Origin of the sequence: Bordetella avium, from assembly GCF_034424645.1 — a bacterium.
Lineage (GTDB): Bacteria > Pseudomonadota > Gammaproteobacteria > Burkholderiales > Burkholderiaceae_B > Bordetella > Bordetella avium.
Window position 1 is genome coordinate 1,679,905 of the sequence record NZ_CP139969.1, and the last position, 18,358, is coordinate 1,698,262.

General features: G+C 62.8%; 17 protein-coding genes. All 17 read left to right on the forward strand.

The window, feature by feature from the left end; genetic code table 11:
• The first annotated feature begins 35 nt into the window (after positions 1-35).
• The 17 genes from U0029_RS08040 to U0029_RS08120 all read left to right on the forward strand — a co-directional run bounded on the left by U0029_RS08040 (position 36) and on the right by U0029_RS08120 (position 18,356).
• The gene (locus tag U0029_RS08040; protein WP_012417670.1) at positions 36-1,151 is read left to right on the forward strand and encodes a metallophosphoesterase family protein; all 1,116 of its coding nucleotides are present in this window, start codon (positions 36-38) and stop codon (positions 1,149-1,151) included.
• Positions 1,148-3,769, forward strand: coding sequence for an AAA family ATPase (locus tag U0029_RS08045; RefSeq protein WP_114851968.1), 2,622 nt, complete (start codon positions 1,148-1,150; stop codon positions 3,767-3,769). The genes U0029_RS08040 and U0029_RS08045 overlap by 4 nt, the downstream gene beginning before the upstream one ends.
• A gap of 386 nt (positions 3,770-4,155) precedes the next feature.
• A complete protein-coding gene (locus tag U0029_RS08050; RefSeq protein WP_114851969.1) occupies positions 4,156-7,083 on the forward strand; it encodes a monovalent cation/H+ antiporter subunit A in 2,928 nt (975 codons plus the stop codon).
• Position 7,084: 1 nt separating this feature from the next.
• Complete coding sequence (locus U0029_RS08055) at positions 7,085-7,429, forward strand: Na+/H+ antiporter subunit C (RefSeq protein ID WP_012417667.1); 345 nt, start codon at positions 7,085-7,087, stop codon at positions 7,427-7,429.
• Positions 7,426-9,048, forward strand: a complete 1,623-nt coding sequence (locus tag U0029_RS08060) for a monovalent cation/H+ antiporter subunit D (protein ID WP_012417666.1) — start codon at positions 7,426-7,428, stop codon at positions 9,046-9,048. Before U0029_RS08055 ends, U0029_RS08060 begins: the two co-directional genes overlap by 4 nt.
• A gap of 1 nt (position 9,049) precedes the next feature.
• A complete protein-coding gene (locus tag U0029_RS08065) occupies positions 9,050-9,532 on the forward strand; it encodes a Na+/H+ antiporter subunit E (RefSeq protein ID WP_012417665.1) in 483 nt (160 codons plus the stop codon).
• Complete coding sequence (locus tag U0029_RS08070) at positions 9,532-9,813, forward strand: K+/H+ antiporter subunit F (RefSeq protein ID WP_012417664.1); 282 nt, start codon at positions 9,532-9,534, stop codon at positions 9,811-9,813. The genes U0029_RS08065 and U0029_RS08070 overlap by 1 nt, the downstream gene beginning before the upstream one ends.
• Positions 9,810-10,163: a monovalent cation/H(+) antiporter subunit G gene (gene mnhG / locus U0029_RS08075; RefSeq protein ID WP_012417663.1), complete on the forward strand. Its 354-nt coding sequence runs from the start codon at positions 9,810-9,812 to the stop codon at positions 10,161-10,163. Before U0029_RS08070 ends, mnhG begins: the two co-directional genes overlap by 4 nt.
• 106 nt (positions 10,164-10,269) lie before the next feature.
• Positions 10,270-10,695 (forward strand): hypothetical protein, encoded by a 426-nt coding sequence (locus tag U0029_RS08080; RefSeq protein WP_012417662.1) that lies wholly within the window; start codon positions 10,270-10,272, stop codon positions 10,693-10,695.
• Between the two features lie 85 nt (positions 10,696-10,780).
• Positions 10,781-11,629, forward strand: coding sequence for a haloacid dehalogenase-like hydrolase (locus U0029_RS08085; protein ID WP_012417661.1), 849 nt, complete (start codon positions 10,781-10,783; stop codon positions 11,627-11,629).
• Positions 11,619-12,095 (forward strand): tRNA adenosine(34) deaminase TadA, encoded by a 477-nt coding sequence (gene tadA, locus U0029_RS08090; RefSeq protein ID WP_039052186.1) that lies wholly within the window; start codon positions 11,619-11,621, stop codon positions 12,093-12,095. Before U0029_RS08085 ends, tadA begins: the two co-directional genes overlap by 11 nt.
• The gene (locus tag U0029_RS08095) at positions 12,092-13,051 is read left to right on the forward strand and encodes an LD-carboxypeptidase (protein WP_114851970.1); all 960 of its coding nucleotides are present in this window, start codon (positions 12,092-12,094) and stop codon (positions 13,049-13,051) included. Before tadA ends, U0029_RS08095 begins: the two co-directional genes overlap by 4 nt.
• Before the next feature lie 199 nt (positions 13,052-13,250).
• The gene (locus tag U0029_RS08100) at positions 13,251-14,855 is read left to right on the forward strand and encodes an ABC-F family ATPase (RefSeq protein WP_039052187.1); all 1,605 of its coding nucleotides are present in this window, start codon (positions 13,251-13,253) and stop codon (positions 14,853-14,855) included.
• Positions 14,856-15,018: 163 nt separating this feature from the next.
• Entirely contained in the window at positions 15,019-15,777 is a 759-nt protein-coding gene (locus tag U0029_RS08105) for an ABC transporter ATP-binding protein (RefSeq protein WP_012417657.1), read from the forward strand.
• 28 nt (positions 15,778-15,805) lie between these two features.
• Positions 15,806-16,804 (forward strand): ABC transporter substrate-binding protein, encoded by a 999-nt coding sequence (locus U0029_RS08110; RefSeq protein ID WP_012417656.1) that lies wholly within the window; start codon positions 15,806-15,808, stop codon positions 16,802-16,804.
• Between the two features lie 17 nt (positions 16,805-16,821).
• Positions 16,822-17,568 (forward strand): ABC transporter permease, encoded by a 747-nt coding sequence (locus U0029_RS08115; RefSeq protein WP_039052188.1) that lies wholly within the window; start codon positions 16,822-16,824, stop codon positions 17,566-17,568.
• Entirely contained in the window at positions 17,565-18,356 is a 792-nt protein-coding gene (locus U0029_RS08120) for a type 2 periplasmic-binding domain-containing protein (RefSeq protein WP_114851971.1), read from the forward strand. Before U0029_RS08115 ends, U0029_RS08120 begins: the two co-directional genes overlap by 4 nt.
• The last annotated feature ends 2 nt before the right edge of the window (positions 18,357-18,358 follow it).

An 18,358-nucleotide genomic window follows, 5' to 3' on the forward strand; every position in this document is an offset into this window, starting at 1 on the left:
TCATCCTGAGGCGGGGCTTGTGCCACAATCCGGCCATGAGCTCCCGTCCGCCTTCTTTTCTGCATACTGCCGATTGGCAGATCGGCCGGCAATACGGCCAATTCGATGACGACGATGCCGCAGTGCTGGCCGAGGCCAGGCTGGAGGCCGTCGCGCGCCTGGCCGCGATCGCCCGCGAGCGCGGCGTGTGCGCCGTGCTGGTGGCCGGCGATGTGTTCGACACACAGGCGGTTTCGGACCGCCTGATTAGAAGACTCTTCGGTGCGCTGGAGGGCTATGCCGGGCCCTGGGTCATGATTCCTGGCAATCATGATGCCGCGCTGGCCGAGAGTGTGTGGACCCGCGCGCGCAAACTCGCTTGCATTCCGGCCAATGTGCATCTGGCGCTGGAGCCTGGCGTCGTGCTCTTGCCTGAGTTGGCGGTGCTGGCTGCGCCGCTCACGCAACGGCACACCTATGACGACGTCACACGGGGGTTCGACAGCCTTGAAACGCCGGCCGGGTTGCCGCGTGTCGGCTTGGCCCATGGCAGCGTGACGGGCCGTTTGCCCGACTCGGCCGATGCGGCCAATCCGATTGCCCCTGACCGCGCCGACACGGCCCGCCTGGACTATCTGGCGCTGGGTGATTGGCACGGCTGCCTGCGCGTGACAGACCGCTGTTGGTATGCGGGCACGCCCGAGACCGACCGTTTTCGCGGCAATGAGCCGGGCTATGCGCTGCACGTTCGGCTGGGCGGCGCGCAGCCCGAAGTCGAGGCGGTGCGGGTCGGGCGTTACCGCTGGCAGGCCTGGGATGTCGACCTGGAATTGCCGGCCGATGCCGAGATGCTGGAGGCCCGTTTGCAGACGCTGCAGGCCGATGACGTCTTGCGCCTGACGCTGCGCGGTCGTGTGTCGCTTGCCGCTTGGGAGCGTTTGACGCAGTCTATAGGCCGAGCCGAAGCGCATTTGCGCGCCTTGCGCCTGGAGCCGGATGCCTTGAGCCTGGAGCCCGACGACGCCGATTTCTCCCTGCTGGACGGCGGCGGTTATCTGAGTGATGTGGCGGCGCGCTTGCGTGCCATGCAGGCCGACCCGCAAACCGCGCCGGTAGCCCGGGAAGCTATGCAGCTCTTACTTCGCATGGCGCGTGAGGAGGGCGGGGCATGAGGCTGCATCGCATCGCTTTGCAAGAGTTCCGTAAATTCCGTGAGCCGGTTGTGCTCGATGGTCTGGATGCCGGGCTCAACATCATCGCCGGGCCGAACGAGGCCGGGAAATCGACTTACGCGATGGCCTTGCGAGCCGCGTTTCTCGAGCGCTACAACACCAGCAAGGTGGCGGACTTGGCCCCTTATGGCATGGCGGGCGCGCGTCCGACCGTCTGCATCGAGTTCGAGCATGGCGGGCGCCACTATGCGCTGCAAAAGCATTTTTTACATAAGGCCCGTTGCGAGCTGCGGATCGACGGCAGCCGTCTGGAGGGTGAAGAGGCCGAGCAGACGCTGGCGCGCTTGTTGGGCTTCGAGATTCCGGGGCGGGGGCAGAGCAAGCCCGAGCATGCAGGGGTGCCCGGACTGCTGTGGATCACTCAAGGCAGTGGGCAGGATATTGCCGAACCCGCGCGCCACGCCGATGGGCAAGTGCGGGAGGCGCTTACGCAGATCAGCGGCGAACTGGCCAGCACGGACGGTGATCGTCTTTTTGCCCAGGTGCAGGAGGCCCGCGCCGCCCTGCTGGATGCCCGGGGCGGCAAGCCCAAGGGCGTGTACAAGGCTGCCGAGGAGGCCTATGTCCGTTTGGGAGAGGCGCGTGAGGCCCTGTTGCGCGAACGCGCCGAGCTGGATGCCGATGTAGACCGGCTGGCGCAGTGGCGCGCCGAGTACGAGCGCGCCGAGCGCGAAGCGCCTTGGGTCGCCCTGGAGCAGCAGGCCGCCCAGGCCCGCGCCCAACTCCAGGCCTTGGCCATCGAACAAGAGCGGGTCCAGCGCCTTCGCCAAGAGGCCAATGAGGCTGCGAGGCTGGCCCAGGCGTTGCGGGATCAGGCGGCTCGCGATCGGCGCGACGAAGAAGAGTTACGCCACCTGCATGCCCAGTCGCAGGCGGCGGCGCGTGAGTTGGCCCAGCATAACGACACAGGCGCCCGCATGGCTCAAGCCCGCGTGCATGCCGAGGCGGCGTTGCAAAGCGCCCGCGCGGCGCTTGAGGCCGTGCAGGAACAGCAGCGTCTGCGACAGGCCCGCGACTGGCTGCGGCAAGCGTGTGCGGAAGAAGAGCGCCTGGGCGCGGCGCTGGCGGCGGTGCAGACGGGCGAATCCCAGGTGGCGGCTTTGCTGGCTGAGTGGCAGGAGGTGCGCATTGATGCCCAGGCGGTGACGGCATTGCGCCAGCTGCAGCGCGAAGAAGAGGCGCTGCGTCTGCGTCTGGAGGCAGGCGCCACCCGCATTCGCCATCTGCTTGACGCCGGTGTGAGCCTGTCCTTGGGGCAGCAAATGCTGCAAGGAGAGGGGGAGACGCTCTTGGCCGAGGCGGCCGAGTTGTCTTTGCCGGGTTTGGGCCGGCTCATTATTGAGCCGGGTGGCCAGGATCTGCCGGCCTTAAGGCGTGAGCGTGCCGAGGTCCAGGCCCGTCTGGAGCAAGGGCTGACAGCATTGGCTGCCGGCAGCCTGGCTCAGGCCGAAGCACGGTTGGCGCATGCTACACAACTCGAGCGTGAGCTGGCGCAGGCGAAGCAGGCGCTTCATGCCCTGGCCCCTCAAGGGGGGGCTGCCTTGCAGGCCGCTTTGGCTCAAGCGCGGCAAACCCGCGAACGCCTGCAAGCACAACTGCATGGCGCCGACCTGGGCGGCGAGGCCGATCTGGATGCGCGCCTGCCTGCGGCCAAGGATGCCGTACAGCGGACGACGGCGGCGGCGCAGGCCGCCGAGCGGCAGGCGCGCGAGGCGGATGCCGGCCAGGCTCAGGCGTCCAGCCGGGCAGCCTTGCTGCAGGAGCAGTATCAGAGCCGCCAGTCGGCGTTTGACGACGCTGCGCAGGCAGCGCGCCGGGCGCTGCGGGCGGCGCAATTCGCCCAGGCCGAACAAACCGAGCAGGAGCGTGCGCTGCAGGCGCGCGAGGCCGAGTCGGCCCTGGCCGCGCATCGGCCGGAGTTGCTGAAACAGGATGCCGAGCGCTATGCGCGCTCTGCCGAACTGGCGCGGCAGGCCCAGCAAGAACGCCATGCCCGCTTATTGAGCCTGCAAGGCAAGCTGGAGCAGGCCGGGGCGCAGGCCGTTGGCGAGCGGCTGGCCGAAACCGAGGCCGCCTGGCAGCGGGCTGGCCGCTTGCGAGCCGACTATGAACGCCGCGCCGCAGCATTGGATTTGCTCTGGCGTCTGCTTGGCGAGCAGCGTGACACCGCAACCCGGCGTCTGCTGCGGCCTTTGTCTGAGCGTTTGGCGCATTATCTGGCGCTGTTGTTTCCCGGTGCAGACCTGAGTCTGGATGAGCAGTTGCAGCCCCTGGCCTTGGTCCGAGGGGGAACGCATGACGCGCTGGAGGCCTTAAGTTTCGGCACTCGTGAGCAACTGGGCTTGCTGGCGCGCCTGGCCTATGCTGACCTGCTGCGCGAGGCGGGCCGGCCTACCTTGCTGGTGCTCGATGACGCGCTGGTGCATGCCGACAGCAGGCGGCGCGATCTGGTCAAACGGGCCTTGTTCGACGCCGCGACCCGCCATCAAATCCTGCTGTTCACCTGTCACGCCGACGCCTGGCAAGACATGGGTGTCGTCCTGCGCGAGTTGCCCTGATATTTCCCGATTTCTGGCGCCGGGCGGTCTGGGTCGTAAAGACCGCCCCTGCAAGTTAAGCGAAGAAGACAGCAAAATGGATAAATATCGCGGCGCAGCAAATTTCTGCGATTGCGTTATCAATCTGCAAGTATCCTCGCGGTACGTGCTGTGAATCGTGCGAAACTTACAATAATCTGATATTTTTCGTCTGAGTCTCCTGGCCGATTTTGCCAGCAACCCCTTCCGTACTACCCAATCGGTGCGCCCGCCGCCCGGTTGGACTTGTTGTCTTTCAAGACGGCGGTTAGCGCTGATGGGTCGCGTCAGGGCCGATCGCCAACTTGGCTTCAGGCTTTTCTGTCGCGTTCCGTGGCAGGGTTGAGCCGGACCTATCCCGGAGCGCCATGTCGCTAATACTCATACTCGCTCTGCCCTTTGTTGGCAGTCTGTGCGCAGCGTTGTTGCCTGCCAATGCCCGTAATGCCGAGGCCTGGCTGGCAGGTCTCGTTGCATTGGGTTCCACCTTGCTGGTAGCCAGCCTCTATCCCCAGATCGCGGCGGGAGAGGTGATACGCGTCGATATTCCCTGGGCTCCCGCCTTGGGCTTGCAGTTCGCGTTGCGCATGGACGGCTTTGCCTGGCTGTTTTCTCTGATTGTGTCGCTCATAGGCACGCTGGTTGTGCTCTATGCGCGCTACTACATGTCACCGCAAGACCCGGTGCCGCGCTTTTTCTCGTTTTTCCAAGCCTTTATGGCCGCCATGCTGGGCGTGGTGCTGTCGGGCAACCTGATCCAGCTTGTCCTGTTCTGGGAAATGACCAGCCTGGCATCCTTCATGCTGATCGCCTATTGGCACCACCGCGCCGACGCGCGGCGCGGCGCACGCATGGCTCTGACCGTCACCGGCGCAGGCGGACTCTGCCTGTTGGGCGGGGTGTTGCTGCTGGGCCATATCGTCGGCAGCTATGACATGGATGTGGTGCTGCGTGCGGGCGACATCGTGCGCGCCCACCCCTGGTATCCGGCTGCGCTGGCCCTGGTGGCCCTGGGCGCGCTCACCAAGAGCGCGCAATTCCCGTTCCAGTTTTGGCTGCCCAATGCGATGGCGGCGCCTACGCCGGTGTCGGCCTATTTGCATTCGGCCACGATGGTGAAGGCCGGCGTGTTTCTGCTGGCGCGTTTCTGGCCACTCCTGGCCGGCACCGATGCCTGGTTCTGGATCATTGGCGGTGCGGGCTTGATCTCGCTGGTTTTGGGCGCGTATGCCGCTATTTTCCAGCAAGATATGAAAGGGGTGCTGGCGTACTCCACCATCAGTCATTTGGGTTTGATCACGCTGCTGCTGGGCCTGAATAGTCCGCTGGCCCTGGTGGCGGCGGTCTTTCACATGGTCAATCACGCTATTTTCAAGGCCTCGCTGTTCATGGCCGCCGGCATCGTGGACCACGAAACCGGCACCCGCGATATCAGTCGCCTGAGCGGCCTGTACTCGGCCATGCCGCTTACCGCCACCATGGCCATGGTGGCGGCCGCGTCCATGGCGGGCGTGCCGCTGCTCAATGGCTTTCTGTCCAAGGAAATGTTCTTCGCCGAAACCACCTTCATCACCGGCGACCGCTTCCTGGAGTATGGCTTGCCGCTGATGGCCACTATCGCGGGCGCCTTTAGCGTGGCCTATTCGCTGCGCTTTATCGTGCAGGTGTTTTTCGGCCCACCGGCGACGGATCTGCCGCGCGCGCCGCATGAGCCGCCGCGCTGGATGCTGTTGCCCAGTGCCTTGCTGGTATTGCTGTGCCTGGTGATCGGCGTATTGCCCGGACTGACTGTCGGGCCGGTTTTGCACATCGCCGCACAGAGCATTCTGGGTCCAGGCATGCCGCAGTTCAGCCTGGCTGTCTGGCATGGCTTCAATCTGCCGCTGGTTATGAGTCTGGTCGCGATGTCGGCCGGGGTGTTGTTGTATCTGGTCCTGCGCGCTCATCAGGCGGCCAATCCGGGTAAAGTGCCCTTTATTTACCGCCTGGACGGGCGGCGCACTTTTGAGTATCTGCTCGAAGTCAGTGCCATGGGCGCGCGTTGGCTGCTGCGCCGGGCGTCTTCGCCGCGCCTGCAGGTGCAGATGCTAGTCATTGTGAGCGCCACGCTGTTGGTTGCCTGGATGCCCTTGCGGGTGTCCGGCTGGCTAGATGGCATGGGGCCGCGTACGCCCGCCGATCCCGTCTTTTTGATTCTGTGGCTGGCTGGCGGCGCCTGCGCACTGGGCGCGGCCTATCAGGCCAAATACCATCGGCTGGCTTCGCTCACGCTGTCGGGCGGCGCGGGCATCGTCACCTGCCTGACCTTTGTGTGGTTTTCCGCTCCCGATCTGGCCCTGACTCAATTGGCCGTGGAGGTCGTGACGGTGGTGCTGTTGCTGTTGGGGTTGCGCTGGCTGCCGCGCCGTATCGTGAGCGAAAGCGACGATGAACGTCCGGACTGGAAGGCGCGCGCCCGGCGCACGCGCGATTTGGGCCTGGCGGCGCTGGCGGGCATCTCCATGAGCGCCATCACCTATGCCATGCTGACCCGCCCGGTGGGCGACACGATTTCGTCGTTTTTCGTCGAGCAGGCTCTGCCTGAGGGGGGCGGCACCAATGTCGTGAATGTGCTGCTGGTGGATTTCCGGGGCTTCGACACCCTGGGTGAAATCACTGTGCTTGGCATTGTGGCGCTGACGGTCTATGCACTGTTGCGCCGTTTTCGGCCGGCTCAGGAAAGTATCGAAATGCCGCGTCAGCAGCGTGAGCAGGATGGTTTGGAGCCCGGTCAGCCGCCAGCCAGTCCCGATGTCAAAGCCCCGCTGCCTCAGGGTGTCATGCGGATTCCGGCCGTGCTGGTGCGTCTGCTCTTGCCAGTGGCAGTGCTGATCTCGGTCTATTTGCTGTTGCGTGGCCATAATCTGCCGGGCGGCGGTTTCGTCGGCGGCCTGGTCATGGCGACCTCGGTCATTCTGCAATACATGGTGGGCGGGGTGTACTGGGTCGAGTCGCGCAGCCGCCTGAATCCGCAGCGCTGGGTCGGTCTGGGCCTGTTGGCGGCGGGGGCGGCTGCCATGTCGTCCTGGTTCGCTTTACGGCCCTTCATGTCCGCGCTGGCCTGGGATGTCCACGTGCCGCTGATCGGCGAGGTTCATCTCTCCAGCGTGTTGTTGTTCGATCTGGGCGTTTATATGTTGGTCGTGGGCGCAACGGTACTGGTGCTGGTCGCCCTGGCGCACCAATCCTTGCGCGCCCAGCGCAAGCTGGTGTCCGAGGCGCAGGCCGAGGCCGAGGCCGCGATGAAAGGAGTTTGAGATGGAATGGATATACGCAGTCGCCGTCGGCGTGCTGGTAGGTTCAGGCGTGTGGCTGCTGCTGCGGCCACGAACCTTCCAGGTCATCATGGGCCTGTCGCTCATTTCCTATGCCGTCAATCTCTTCATTTTCGGCATGGGGCGTCTGACGGTGGGGCGTCCTCCGGTGGTCGACCCGCTGGCGCCGCCAGACCCCGGCGCCTACGCGGACCCTTTGCCGCAGGCGCTGGTTCTGACCGCCATCGTTATCGGCTTTGCGACGACGGCCTTGTTTCTTGTGGTGCTGTTGGCCTCGCGCGGCTTCAGGGGCACCGACCACGTTGACGGCCGGGAGCCCGAATCTTGATCGATTGGCAGCAACATCTCCCTATCTATCCCATAGCGGTACCGTTGGTGGCTGGCGCCCTTATGCTGCTGCTGGCGGATACGCGGCGGCGCGAGCGGGCTTTTATCGCAGTTGCTTCCACCCTGGTGCAACTGCTCAGCGCCATCGCGCTGCTGGCCTTGGCGGCGGGCGCCTATGACATCTGGCCTGATGGCATTGGTGTCTATCTGCCCGGCGACTGGCCTGCACCGTTTGGCATCGTGCTGGTGGTCGACCGTCTCGCGGCCATCATGCTCACACTCACGGCGACGCTGGGTCTGGCGACGCTCGTCTATTCGCTGGCTCGCTGGGACCGGGCGGGCGTGCATTTTCATTCGCTGTTCCAGTTCCTGCTCATGGGCCTCAATGGCGCCTTCCTGACGGGCGATCTGTTCAATCTCTTCGTGTTCTTCGAGGTGCTGCTGGCGGCATCCTATGGTTTGCTGCTGCATGGTTCGGGCGGCGCCCGCGTGAGCGCAGGTCTGCAATACATTGCCGTCAATCTCGTTGCGTCCTTCCTGCTTCTGATCAGTATCGCGCTGATTTACGGGGTGACTGGGACACTGAATATGGCGGACCTGGCGGTGCGCGCCGGCCAACTCGTAGGTAGCGACCGCCGTCTGTTCGAGGCCGGGGCCGCCATTCTGGGCGTGGCCTTTTTGGTCAAGGCGGGGGCCTGGCCGCTGAACTTCTGGCTGGTCAGCGGCTACGGGTCGGCTTGCCCGCCCGTAGCGGCCATGTTCTCCATCATGACCAAGGTCGGTATTTATTCGCTGTTGCGCATTGGATCTTTGCTGCTGCCTACAGGCGCGCCCGCGGCCTTCAGCCTGGATTGGATGTTCGCCGTAGGGCTGGCCACGCTGATTTTCGGCGGGGTGGGGATTCTGGCGTCGCAGCAACTCGAGAAATTGGTGGGCTATTGCGTCATCGTTTCCGCCGGAACCCTGCTCACCGCATTAGGTATGCCAGGCGTCACCTTGACCGGACCCGCGCTGTTTTATCTGATCAGCTCGGTGCTGGGGACCTCGGCCTTCTTCCTGTTGGTGGAGCTCATCGAGCGCACGCGCAGCTTCGGGGCGAATGTGCTGGCTGTCACGATGGACAATTTCGACCTCGATGATCCCGCCTCGCGTTCCGACGATGTGGTGGGCGTTGCCATTCCGGCCGCGATGGCCTTTCTCGGTCTGGCCTTTGTTGCCTGCGCTTTGCTGGTGACGGGGTTGCCGCCCTTGTCGGGTTTCGTGGCCAAGTTTTCGCTGCTTTCGGCGGCCGTGTCGGCGGCCAATACCTCGGCGCCGCCCATGGATGCCTGGTTGCTGGTGGCGGGGGTATTGCTGTCGGGTCTGGCGGGTCTGATCGCGTTGGGGCGCACGGGCATCCGCGTTTTCTGGAGCAGCGAAGACCGCAGCACTCCCCGTTTGCGCTTGCTGGAGGCCGGCCCGGTTGCCGTGCTGATTCTGCTTTGCGTTGCCCTTGCTGCGGGCGCGGGTCCGGTCTCGGCCTATTTGGACGCTGCGGCGCAATCGCTGGATGCGCCGGCCGACTATGTCAATGCGGTGCTGTCCAAGCAGCCTGTGCGTGTGTTGGGGGGAGGGCACTGAGATGCGTGACGTTTTCAGCAAAATGCTCTTGCCGCTGGGTATGTTTTTCCTCTGGCTCTTGCTCAACCAATCGCTTTCGCTGGGCCAGATAGCTTTTGGCGCGGCTTTGGCCATCTGGTTGGGCTGGGCCTCCACGCGTCTGCGGCCTTTGAAGTCCAGGCCGCGCCGCTTTTACCTGCTGCCTGGCCTGTTTTGCCGGGTGCTGATAGACATCATTCGTTCCAACTGGGCGGTCACGCTGCTGATCTGGCGTCCCCGCGCCGAGATGTCACCCGGTTTTCTGACGATTCCCCTGACGATGCGCGATCCCCATGGCATCGCCATGCTGGCCTGCATCCTGACCTACACGCCCGGCACGGTGCTGGTCGATATTTCGGATAGCAAAGGCCTGACCCTGCACGTGCTGGACCTGCAGAACGAGGACGAATGGGTAGCGCTGGTCAAGGGGCGCTATGAGCGCACGTTGATGGAGGTATTCGAATAATGGACGTTCTGTTGTATTGGTCCGCGTCGTTCGCGCTGATTTGTTTCGCCGTGGGGCTGGGCTGCGCGGTGATTCGTGTGTTGCGCGGCCCCACCGCCCAGGATCGTGTGCTGGGACTGGACGCGGTTTATATCCAGGCCATGCTCATCATGCTGGTGTTCGGTATCCGCGTCGGCACCGGCGTGTATTTCGACATTGCGCTTTTGATTGCGCTGTTCGGCTTTGTCGGCTCAACCGCAATGGCCAAGTTTCTGCTGCGCGGGGAAGTGATCGAACCATGATTCCCGCTGACATCCCCTGGTGGATCGCCGTGCCGGCCAGCCTGTTGTTGATCGCAGGCGGCATGCTGGCCCTGACCGGTGCGGTCGGCCTGCTGCGTTTCGGGCATTTTTATGCACGCATCCATGCCCCGACGCTGGCCAATACCCTGGGCGCTTGCAGCGTGCTGCTGGCCTCCATGCTGGTCTTTTCTTACCAAGCCTCGCGGCCGGTATTTCATGAAGTCGTCATCGTCATCCTGCTGGTATTGACGTCGCCAGTCACCGGAATGTTGCTGATGCGCGCCGCCGTCTATCGCAATCGGGATGCTGAGGTCGGACCCAATAGCCCGCATAACAGCAGCGAGCCATGATGATCGGCCCAGCGGCCCGGCACTATAGCGCAGCGACGCTCGTGCTATGTTGCTAGCTGGCGCCTGAAACGCGCGACGGATTTTTGCATTCTGACGGGAGAAAACCATGAGGTATGCCATCGCCATGAGCCGTGTTTCCCTGCGCGCCGCGCTGCGCGCGTTGCTCTTGCTAGGCGCTGCGGCGTGGACCGCCGCGCATGCGGCGCCCGATGACTCTCCTGGCGCGGTCTATCAACGCGAAGTGGCGCGCTGCAACGCGGGCCTAGACGCCGGTGACCGGCAGGCCTGTCTGCGCGAGGCGGCGGCAGCACGGGAGGCGGCCAAGAACCAGGGGCTGAGCAATGGCAGCGGCGATTTCGCACGTAATCGCACGCGGCGCTGCGACAGCCTGCCCGACACGCAGCGCCGGGACTGCCTGACGCAGATGAATAACCCTGCGGTAACGACTACACGGGGCAGCGTGTCCAGCGGCGCAATCTTGCGTGAAACCGTCATACCCATCCCCGCCGGGGCGTCGGGCTCCGCGCCCTGATGGCCTGGCACGCCAGCAGCCTGCTTGCAGCGTCCCTCGCCGCATTCAGGCAAAATGTTGGCTTGCCCACTTGAGTCCTCTCTGAATGTCCGACGTCATTGCCCTGGTATTCGACTTCGACGACACGCTGGCCCCGGACAGCACGACCGGCTTTCTGGAGAGCATAGGCGTCGATACGGCCTCGTTCTGGAAAGATGCGGTCGATCCCTTGCTCTCGCAAGGCGATTGGGACCCGGTGCCCGCCTATCTGTATCAGATGATAGCGCTATCGCGTCGTGGCACGCATGGCGCCATCACGCGTGAGCGCTTACAGCAGTGGGGCGCGCGGCTGCCGCTGCACAAGGGCGTCACCACCCTGTTCGATCGGCTGCGTGATGCCGTGCGCGCCGCGCATCCCCGCATCCAGCTGGAGTTCTATCTCATTTCCAGCGGTATCGGCGATATCGTGCGTGCGACGCCTATCGCAGCCGCCTTCACCGATATCTGGGCTTCGGAATTTATTTACGATGAGATGGGCGGTATCTGTTTCCCGCGCCGCATTGTCAGTTTTACCGACAAGACGCGCTACCTGTTTCACATCCAGAAAGGCCTGGTCGGCCCGGAGTTTCGCAACAAACCCTTCGAAGTCAACCGCAAGGTGCCTGGCGATCGGCTGCGCGTCCCCTTTGATCAGATGGTTTTCGTGGGTGACGGCTACACGGATATTCCCTGTTTTTCCCTGATCCGTCGTGCGGGCGGCTATGCCTTCGGCGTCTGGGACCCCAATCACCGTGACAAACGCAGCCGTGCCTGGGGTTTTGTCGAAGACGGCCGGGTGTCCAATCTTAATTTCGCCCGCTACGACGAAGAGGCCGAGCTGTATCAATTGCTGGAGGCGGCCCTCGTGAGTCTGGCGGGCAGTGTGTCCTTGAAGTCGAGGGCTTATGGTGGTTGACGCCGACGAAATCTATATGCACATGGCGCTCGAGCAGGCCCGCCTGGCTTACGATCAGGGCGAGGTGCCGGTCGGCGCCGTGGTGGTCGATGGCGAGGGCAGGGTGCTGGGGGCGGGTTACAACCGCACCATCCTCGATTCCGATCCCACGGCGCACGCTGAAGTCATGGCCTTGAGAGCAGCGAGCCGCCATCTGGCCAACTACCGCCTGCCCGGCTTGACGCTCTATGTCACGCTGGAGCCCTGTGTCATGTGCATCGGCGCCATGTTGCATGCGCGCCTGACACGCGTGGTATTCGGTGCGCATGATCCAAAAACCGGTGCCTGCGGCAGCGTTCTCGATGTCGGCGCGGTTGCCCAACTCAATCATCACACTACGGTCGTGGGGGGGGTGCTCGCGCCGCCCTGCGGCGATCTGCTGCGGGCGTTCTTTCGCGAACGTCGCAAAAAGGAAATTCCGGCATGAAGAAAAATATCCCCCACGAGCACGACCATACTTGCAGCGCGGCATGCACCCACCAGCCTGAGGCGGCAACTGGCATTTATCTGATTTCGCCTTCATCGGCCGTGAGTGATCCGCAGACGGTGGAGCGGGCCCGCGAGCGCCTCGCGGCCGAAGGTTTCAAAACGGCGGTAGACCGGGCCGCGCTGGCCGTTCATCAGCGTTTTGCCGGCACCGACAAACAGCGTTTGGCCGGCTTGGCGCGCGCGCTCAAGCAAAAGCAGCCCATCGTGATGGCCACCCGTGGCGGCTATGGCCTGTCGCGCCTCTTACCGCATATCGACTGGAAGGCGGTGGCCGACAGCGGCAAGCGTTTTGTCGGCATGAGCGACTTTACGGCCTTCAACCTGGCTCTGCTGGCGCAGACAGGGGCGGTGAGCTATACCGGTGCGACCGCTGTGCGGGATTTCGGCGGTAAGCGCGCCGATGAACTGACCGTGGCGTTGTTCGGTGAAATCATGCGCGGTGAGCTGGAAATCCTCAGTTTTGAAACCCAGGATGCTGATCCGGTCGATGCGCGTGGTGTGCTGTGGGGCGGTAATCTCGCCACCATGATGTCCCTCATGGGCACCCCTTACTTTCCCAAGGTGCGCGGCGGCATCCTGGTGCTGGAAGACGTGGCCGAGCATCCTTACCGCATCGAGCGCATGTTGGCCCAGCTCTTGATGGCCGGTGTTTTGCAGCGTCAGAAAGCCATCGTGCTAGGCACTTTCACCGAATACAAGCTGGCCGCGCACGATGGCGGCTATGACTTGTCTGAGGTTATTAAATGGCTGCGCCGTGAAGCCAAGGTGCCTGTCATCACGGGCCTGCCTTACGGTCATGGCGATACCAAGGCCACCTTGCCCATAGGCAAAAAGGTTGGCCTGGCCACCGAGCGCGGCCTCGCCCATCTGGTGATCGACGAGCACCACCACTAAGCGCCTTGGTCCGGTTGGCGCCTGGCCCTCAGGGCCGGGTGTCGCGGGCCTTTCGTCTCGGGCGGGAGCGAAAATTCATCGGGCTTGGTACACTACCGGGTTTACCCCTCTCGCTTATGGCCTTTTTTAGGCCATGATGCCTCTTCGCCCGTTACGGGTGTCCAGTCGTTCGCAGCCAGCACCAGTCTAATCAGCCACCGTGATCTCTACCGCCAATCTCACCATTCAGTTTGGGCCCAAACCGCTTTTCGAGAACGTCAGCGTCAAGTTCGGCGAAGGTAACCGGTACGGCCTGATCGGGGCCAACGGTTCGGGTAAGTCCACCTTCATGAAGATCATCGGTGGCGACCTCGAAGCCTCCGCCGGTAATGTATCCCTGGACCCAGGCGTGCGCCTGGGCAAGCTGCGCCAGGATCAGTTCGCATTTGAAGATGTGCGCGTGCTCGATGTGGTCATGATGGGCCACACCGAGATGTGGGGCGCCATGTCCGAGCGTGACGCCATCTACGCCAATCCCGAAGCGACCGAAGACGACTACATGCGCGCGGCCGAGCTTGAAGCCAAGTTCGCCGAGTACGACGGTTATACCGCCGAGGCGCGCGCGGGCGAATTGTTGCTGGGTTTGGAAATCGGCGTCGATCAGCACAATCTGCTGATGCGCGAAGTCGCGCCGGGCTGGAAACTGCGCGTCCTGCTGGCGCAGGCGCTGTTCTCCAATCCCGATGTGCTGCTGCTGGATGAGCCGACCAACAACCTGGACATCAACACCATCCGCTGGCTGGAAAACGTGCTCAACGGTTATCAGAGCACCATGATCATCATCAGCCATGATCGTCACTTCCTGAACCAGGTTTGCACCCACATGGCCGATGTGGATTACGGTGACATCCGCATCTATCCCGGCAACTACGACGATTACATGCTGGCCTCGACCCAGGCCCGTGAGCGTCTGACGGCCAATAACGCCAAGGCCAAGGAACGCATCACCGAATTGCAGGACTTCGTTCGCCGCTTTGCCGCCAACAAGTCCAAGTCACGCCAGGCCACGTCGCGTCTCAAGCAGATCGACCGCATCAAGGCGGAGCAGGTCGTGGTCAAGCCGTCGTCGCGCCAGAACCCCTACATCCGCTTCGAGCAAAACAAGGTCATGCACCGTCAAGCGGTCACGCTCGAGCGCCTGAGCAAGAGCTATGATGCGCCCGTCATCCGTGATTTTTCGGCGATGGTCGAAGCCGGCGAAAAAATCGCCATCATCGGCGCCAACGGTGTCGGCAAGACGACCCTGCTGCGTTTATTGGCCGGGGACGTCGCGCCCGACTCGGGTTCGGTGAAGTGGTCGGACAACGCAGATATCGGTTACATGGCTCAGGATGTTTCCGATCAATTCCTGCAAACCGATATCAATCTGTTTGACTGGATGGCGAATTACCGCCAGCCCGGCGATGACGATCAGGCCATTCGTTCGGCACTGGGCCGTCTGCTGTTCTCCAGCGATGACTTGCCCAAGGCGCCCAAAGTGCTGTCGGGCGGCGAAAAAAACCGCATGACTTTTGGTCGTTTGATGCTGGGCCGCCACAACGTGTTGTTGCTGGACGAGCCCACCAATCACCTCGATATGGAGTCCATCGAATCGCTGCAATTTGCGTTAGAGAAGTTCGAGGGGACCTTGGTGTTTGTCTCGCATGACCGCGAGTTCGTATCGGGGCTGGCCACGCGCGTGATTGAAATCCTGCCCTCTGGCGAGATCGTCGATTACCGCGGCGGCTATGAAGACTACCTCGCATCGCGCGGTATCGAAAGCTGAATCCTTTCCGGGGTGAGCGCCCCGGTGTGGTCCAGACGGCACGGTGACCCCGTGCCGTTTTGTATTTTTATAACTAAAAGTTTTTAAAAAATTAGATAAATATCGTTTGGATTTATATAGCGGATTGCTAGATTAGGCGCTTATCTGTCTGGCACCCGCATTCATGAATCTGACCTTCGATCACGTCTACAAGCAATTCGGCGACCTGCGTGTCGTCGATGGCTTCAGCAGTGAATTCACGTCTGGCGAACTCGTGGCTCTGGTCGGACCTTCGGGCTGCGGCAAATCCACCTTGCTGCATTTGGCTGCCGGTCTTGAACAGGCAAATCAGGGGCGTGTGCTGGCAGATGGTCTGCCCGTGAGCGGGCCGCATCCCAGTCGCACGCTGGTCTTTCAGGAACATGCGCTCTATCCCTGGCTGACCCTGCGTGACAACGTTGCGCTGGCGCTGGAATTTCAGAAAACCCCCAAGCGCGAGGCCCGCGCTGGCGCACAGGCCTGGCTGGACCGCGTCGGACTGGGTGGTTTTGAAGCCTATTACCCGCACCAGGTTTCGGGCGGAATGCGCCAACGCGCCGCGCTGGCGCGGGCGTTTATCGCCCAGCCGCAAACCTTGTTGATGGACGAGCCCTTCGGCGCCCTGGATGCCTTGACCCGTCTGAGTCTCCAGGATGTGCTGCGGCAGTTGATCCTCGAGGAAAAACCCACGGTGCTGCTCGTTACCCACGACGTCGATGAGGCTTTGTTCCTGGCCGACCGTATTGTGGTCTTCTCGCCCCGTCCGGCGCGGGTATTGCGTGAGTTCAACCTCGCGCATCGCAGCAAAACCCATGATTTGTCGGGTCTGGTCGACGAAAAACGCGAAATTTTGCGCCTTTTGGGCATTGCCGTGGGTCAAGACCACGTCGCTCAGGCGGCGTAAGCCCGTGCCCTGTAACTGGAGCTCCATCATGAAATTCAAGCAATGGCTAACCCTGCCGCTGGCCGCAGCGCTTCTGGCAGCCGCGCCCGCCATGGCGGCCGAAAAATTCCGCGTAGGCTATCTGCGTGTCATGGATGATGCGCAGGCCATCGTCGCTCAAGAGGGCGGTTTTTACAAAAACGCCGGTCTGGACACCGAACTCATTGAATTCAAGTCAGGCACAGACCTCATCAAGGCCATCGTCGGCGGTCAGCTCGATATTGGTGTGCTGGGCTTCACCAATGCCGTAGCCTGGGCTTCCAAGGGGGCGGATCTGAAGGTGGTCGGCGGTGCGCAACAGGGTTACCACTCCCTGCTGGTGCGTGACGACTCGGGCATCAAGGACATTGCCGGCCTGAAGGGCAAGACGCTGGCCTCGCAGGCCGAAGGCAGCACGGCCGACGTGGTGCTCAAGGGCGTGGTGCTCAAGGAAGGCAAGCTGGGTGAGGGCGATGTCAACGTCATGGGTGTGAGCCCGGCGGTGGCGGTGCAATCACTGGTCGGCAAGCGGGTGGACGCGGCCTTTCTGTTTGAACCCTATGACCGTATTGCGCAGTTGGTGGCGCCGGTCAAGCAGATTTATGAGGTCGGCCAGGCCTGGCCTTTCCCCTGCATGGTGGTGATCACCTCGGGCGACACGCTGAACAAACGCAAGGATGATGTCTGGAAGGCCCTGGATGCCCAAAGGGCGGCCATTGATCTGTTGCAACAGCGGCCGGATGAGGCCTCTAAGCTGATCGCTTCTTACTTTATCGCCGAACCCACGCTCAAAACCCTGACGCGCGGTGAACTGCCGCGAGAAACAGTCATTAGCGAGGCGATCCGCACCCAGGTGTTCACGCCGGCCCTGACCGACAAGGACACCCGACGCATGCAGGAAATCGCCGATATTCTGCAGGCCCAGGGCTCGCTCAAGACCCGTGATGGCAAGCCTTATGACGTGTCTTCCATCGTTGATCTGTCCTGGCAAGAGGCTCGTAAGCTTTGAACTCACGTGTCACGGGTATGCGCAAGCACCTTGCGGGGGGGCTTGGCGTGCTTTTCATCCTCTTGATTTGGCAGGTCGCGGCCTGGATACTTCCCGACTTTCTCATGCCCGGCGTGCCCACGGTGCTGCATCGTCTGACCGAGGAAGTCGGCAAACCCAGCTTCCATCAGTCGCTGACCGGCACCTTGATGCGCCTTGGCGCAGGCTATGGGCTGGCGCTGCTGGCGGGTATAGGCTTTGGCCTGATCGCCGCCTTGCTGTTCTTCTTCCGTGAAGTGCTGCGCAGCGCCATTGTCATTTTGCAGTCCATCCCTTCTATTGCCTGGGTGCCGCTCTTTCTCATCGTGATGGGTTTCGGCAATACGCCCATTATTGTCGTGGTGGCGCTGTCGGCCTTCTTCCCGGCGGCCCTCAGTGTGATGAACGCGACCGAATCGGTGCAGCGTGTGCACGTATCGGCGGCTCGCGTGATGGGCGCCACGCCCTGGGGTTTGGTCAAGCGCGTTTATCTGCCGGCCGTCATGCCGGAACTGATCACCGGCGCGCAACTGGCTTTCGGCAACGCCTGGCGTGCACTGATCTCGGCGGAAATGCTGATCGGCTTTGGCAAAGGCCTGGGTCGTTCGCTGTCTTACTCGGGTGAGATTGCCGATATGACCGGCGTCATGACTAATATTTTGGTCATCGCCGTACTGGCCGCGTTGATTGATCAGCTCGTACTCGAAAAGCTCAAGCAGCGCTTGCTGCGCTACCAATACGTATGAGACGGCTCATTACGGGATTGCTGCTTTGTCTTGCCGCCGCGCCTTGGGCGGCTCAGGCGGATGTGGCGTTCTCCCAGGCCCGGGCGCGCGGCGAGCTACGCGTGGGCATACCGGCCCAGACGGCGGACTTGCCTGCGGGCGCGAAAGTCCGCACGCCCGAGCGTCTCGATATGCCGGTGGCGGCCAAGCTGGCCGAGCGGCTCGGTCTGCCCTTGGTGCTGGTTGTGGTGCCGGCTGAGCAGGCCAGCGAGGCGTTGGCCCAGGGGCGCGCCGACGTCGTGCTAGCCGATCGTGTCGATACCGCGCCGATGGGACCGTATTGGGTAGGCAGCGGTTATAGCGGCCAGCCCAAAGCCGTCATCCGCAACGACACCCCCCTGCGCCAATGGTCGGAAGTGGCCGGCAAGCGTGTTTGCATGGCGCAAAGCAACAACCGAGCCGAGGCGCTGGCCCGGCGTTATGGCGCCACTGTGCAAACCTATGCCGCCCCATCCGATGCCTTGGTGGGCGTTCGCGAAGGCCGTTGCGATATCGGTCTGATCGACGATAGTGTGTGGGCGCCGCTGATGCGTTTGCCGGAGTGGCGCAAGTTTGCGTTTTCTCTGCCGGCAGAGGGAGGCCGGGCCGAACTGGGCTGGCTGGCTGCGCCGGCCGAGGCCGATTGGCTAAGGCTGGAGATGCGCGCCTGGCGGGCGACGGGTTTTTGGACGGCGCTGGCAAATAAATGGGCTCGCGACCTAGCCTTCGATGTGTATCTGGACCAGGAAGTGGCCGACTGCCATGGCTGAAG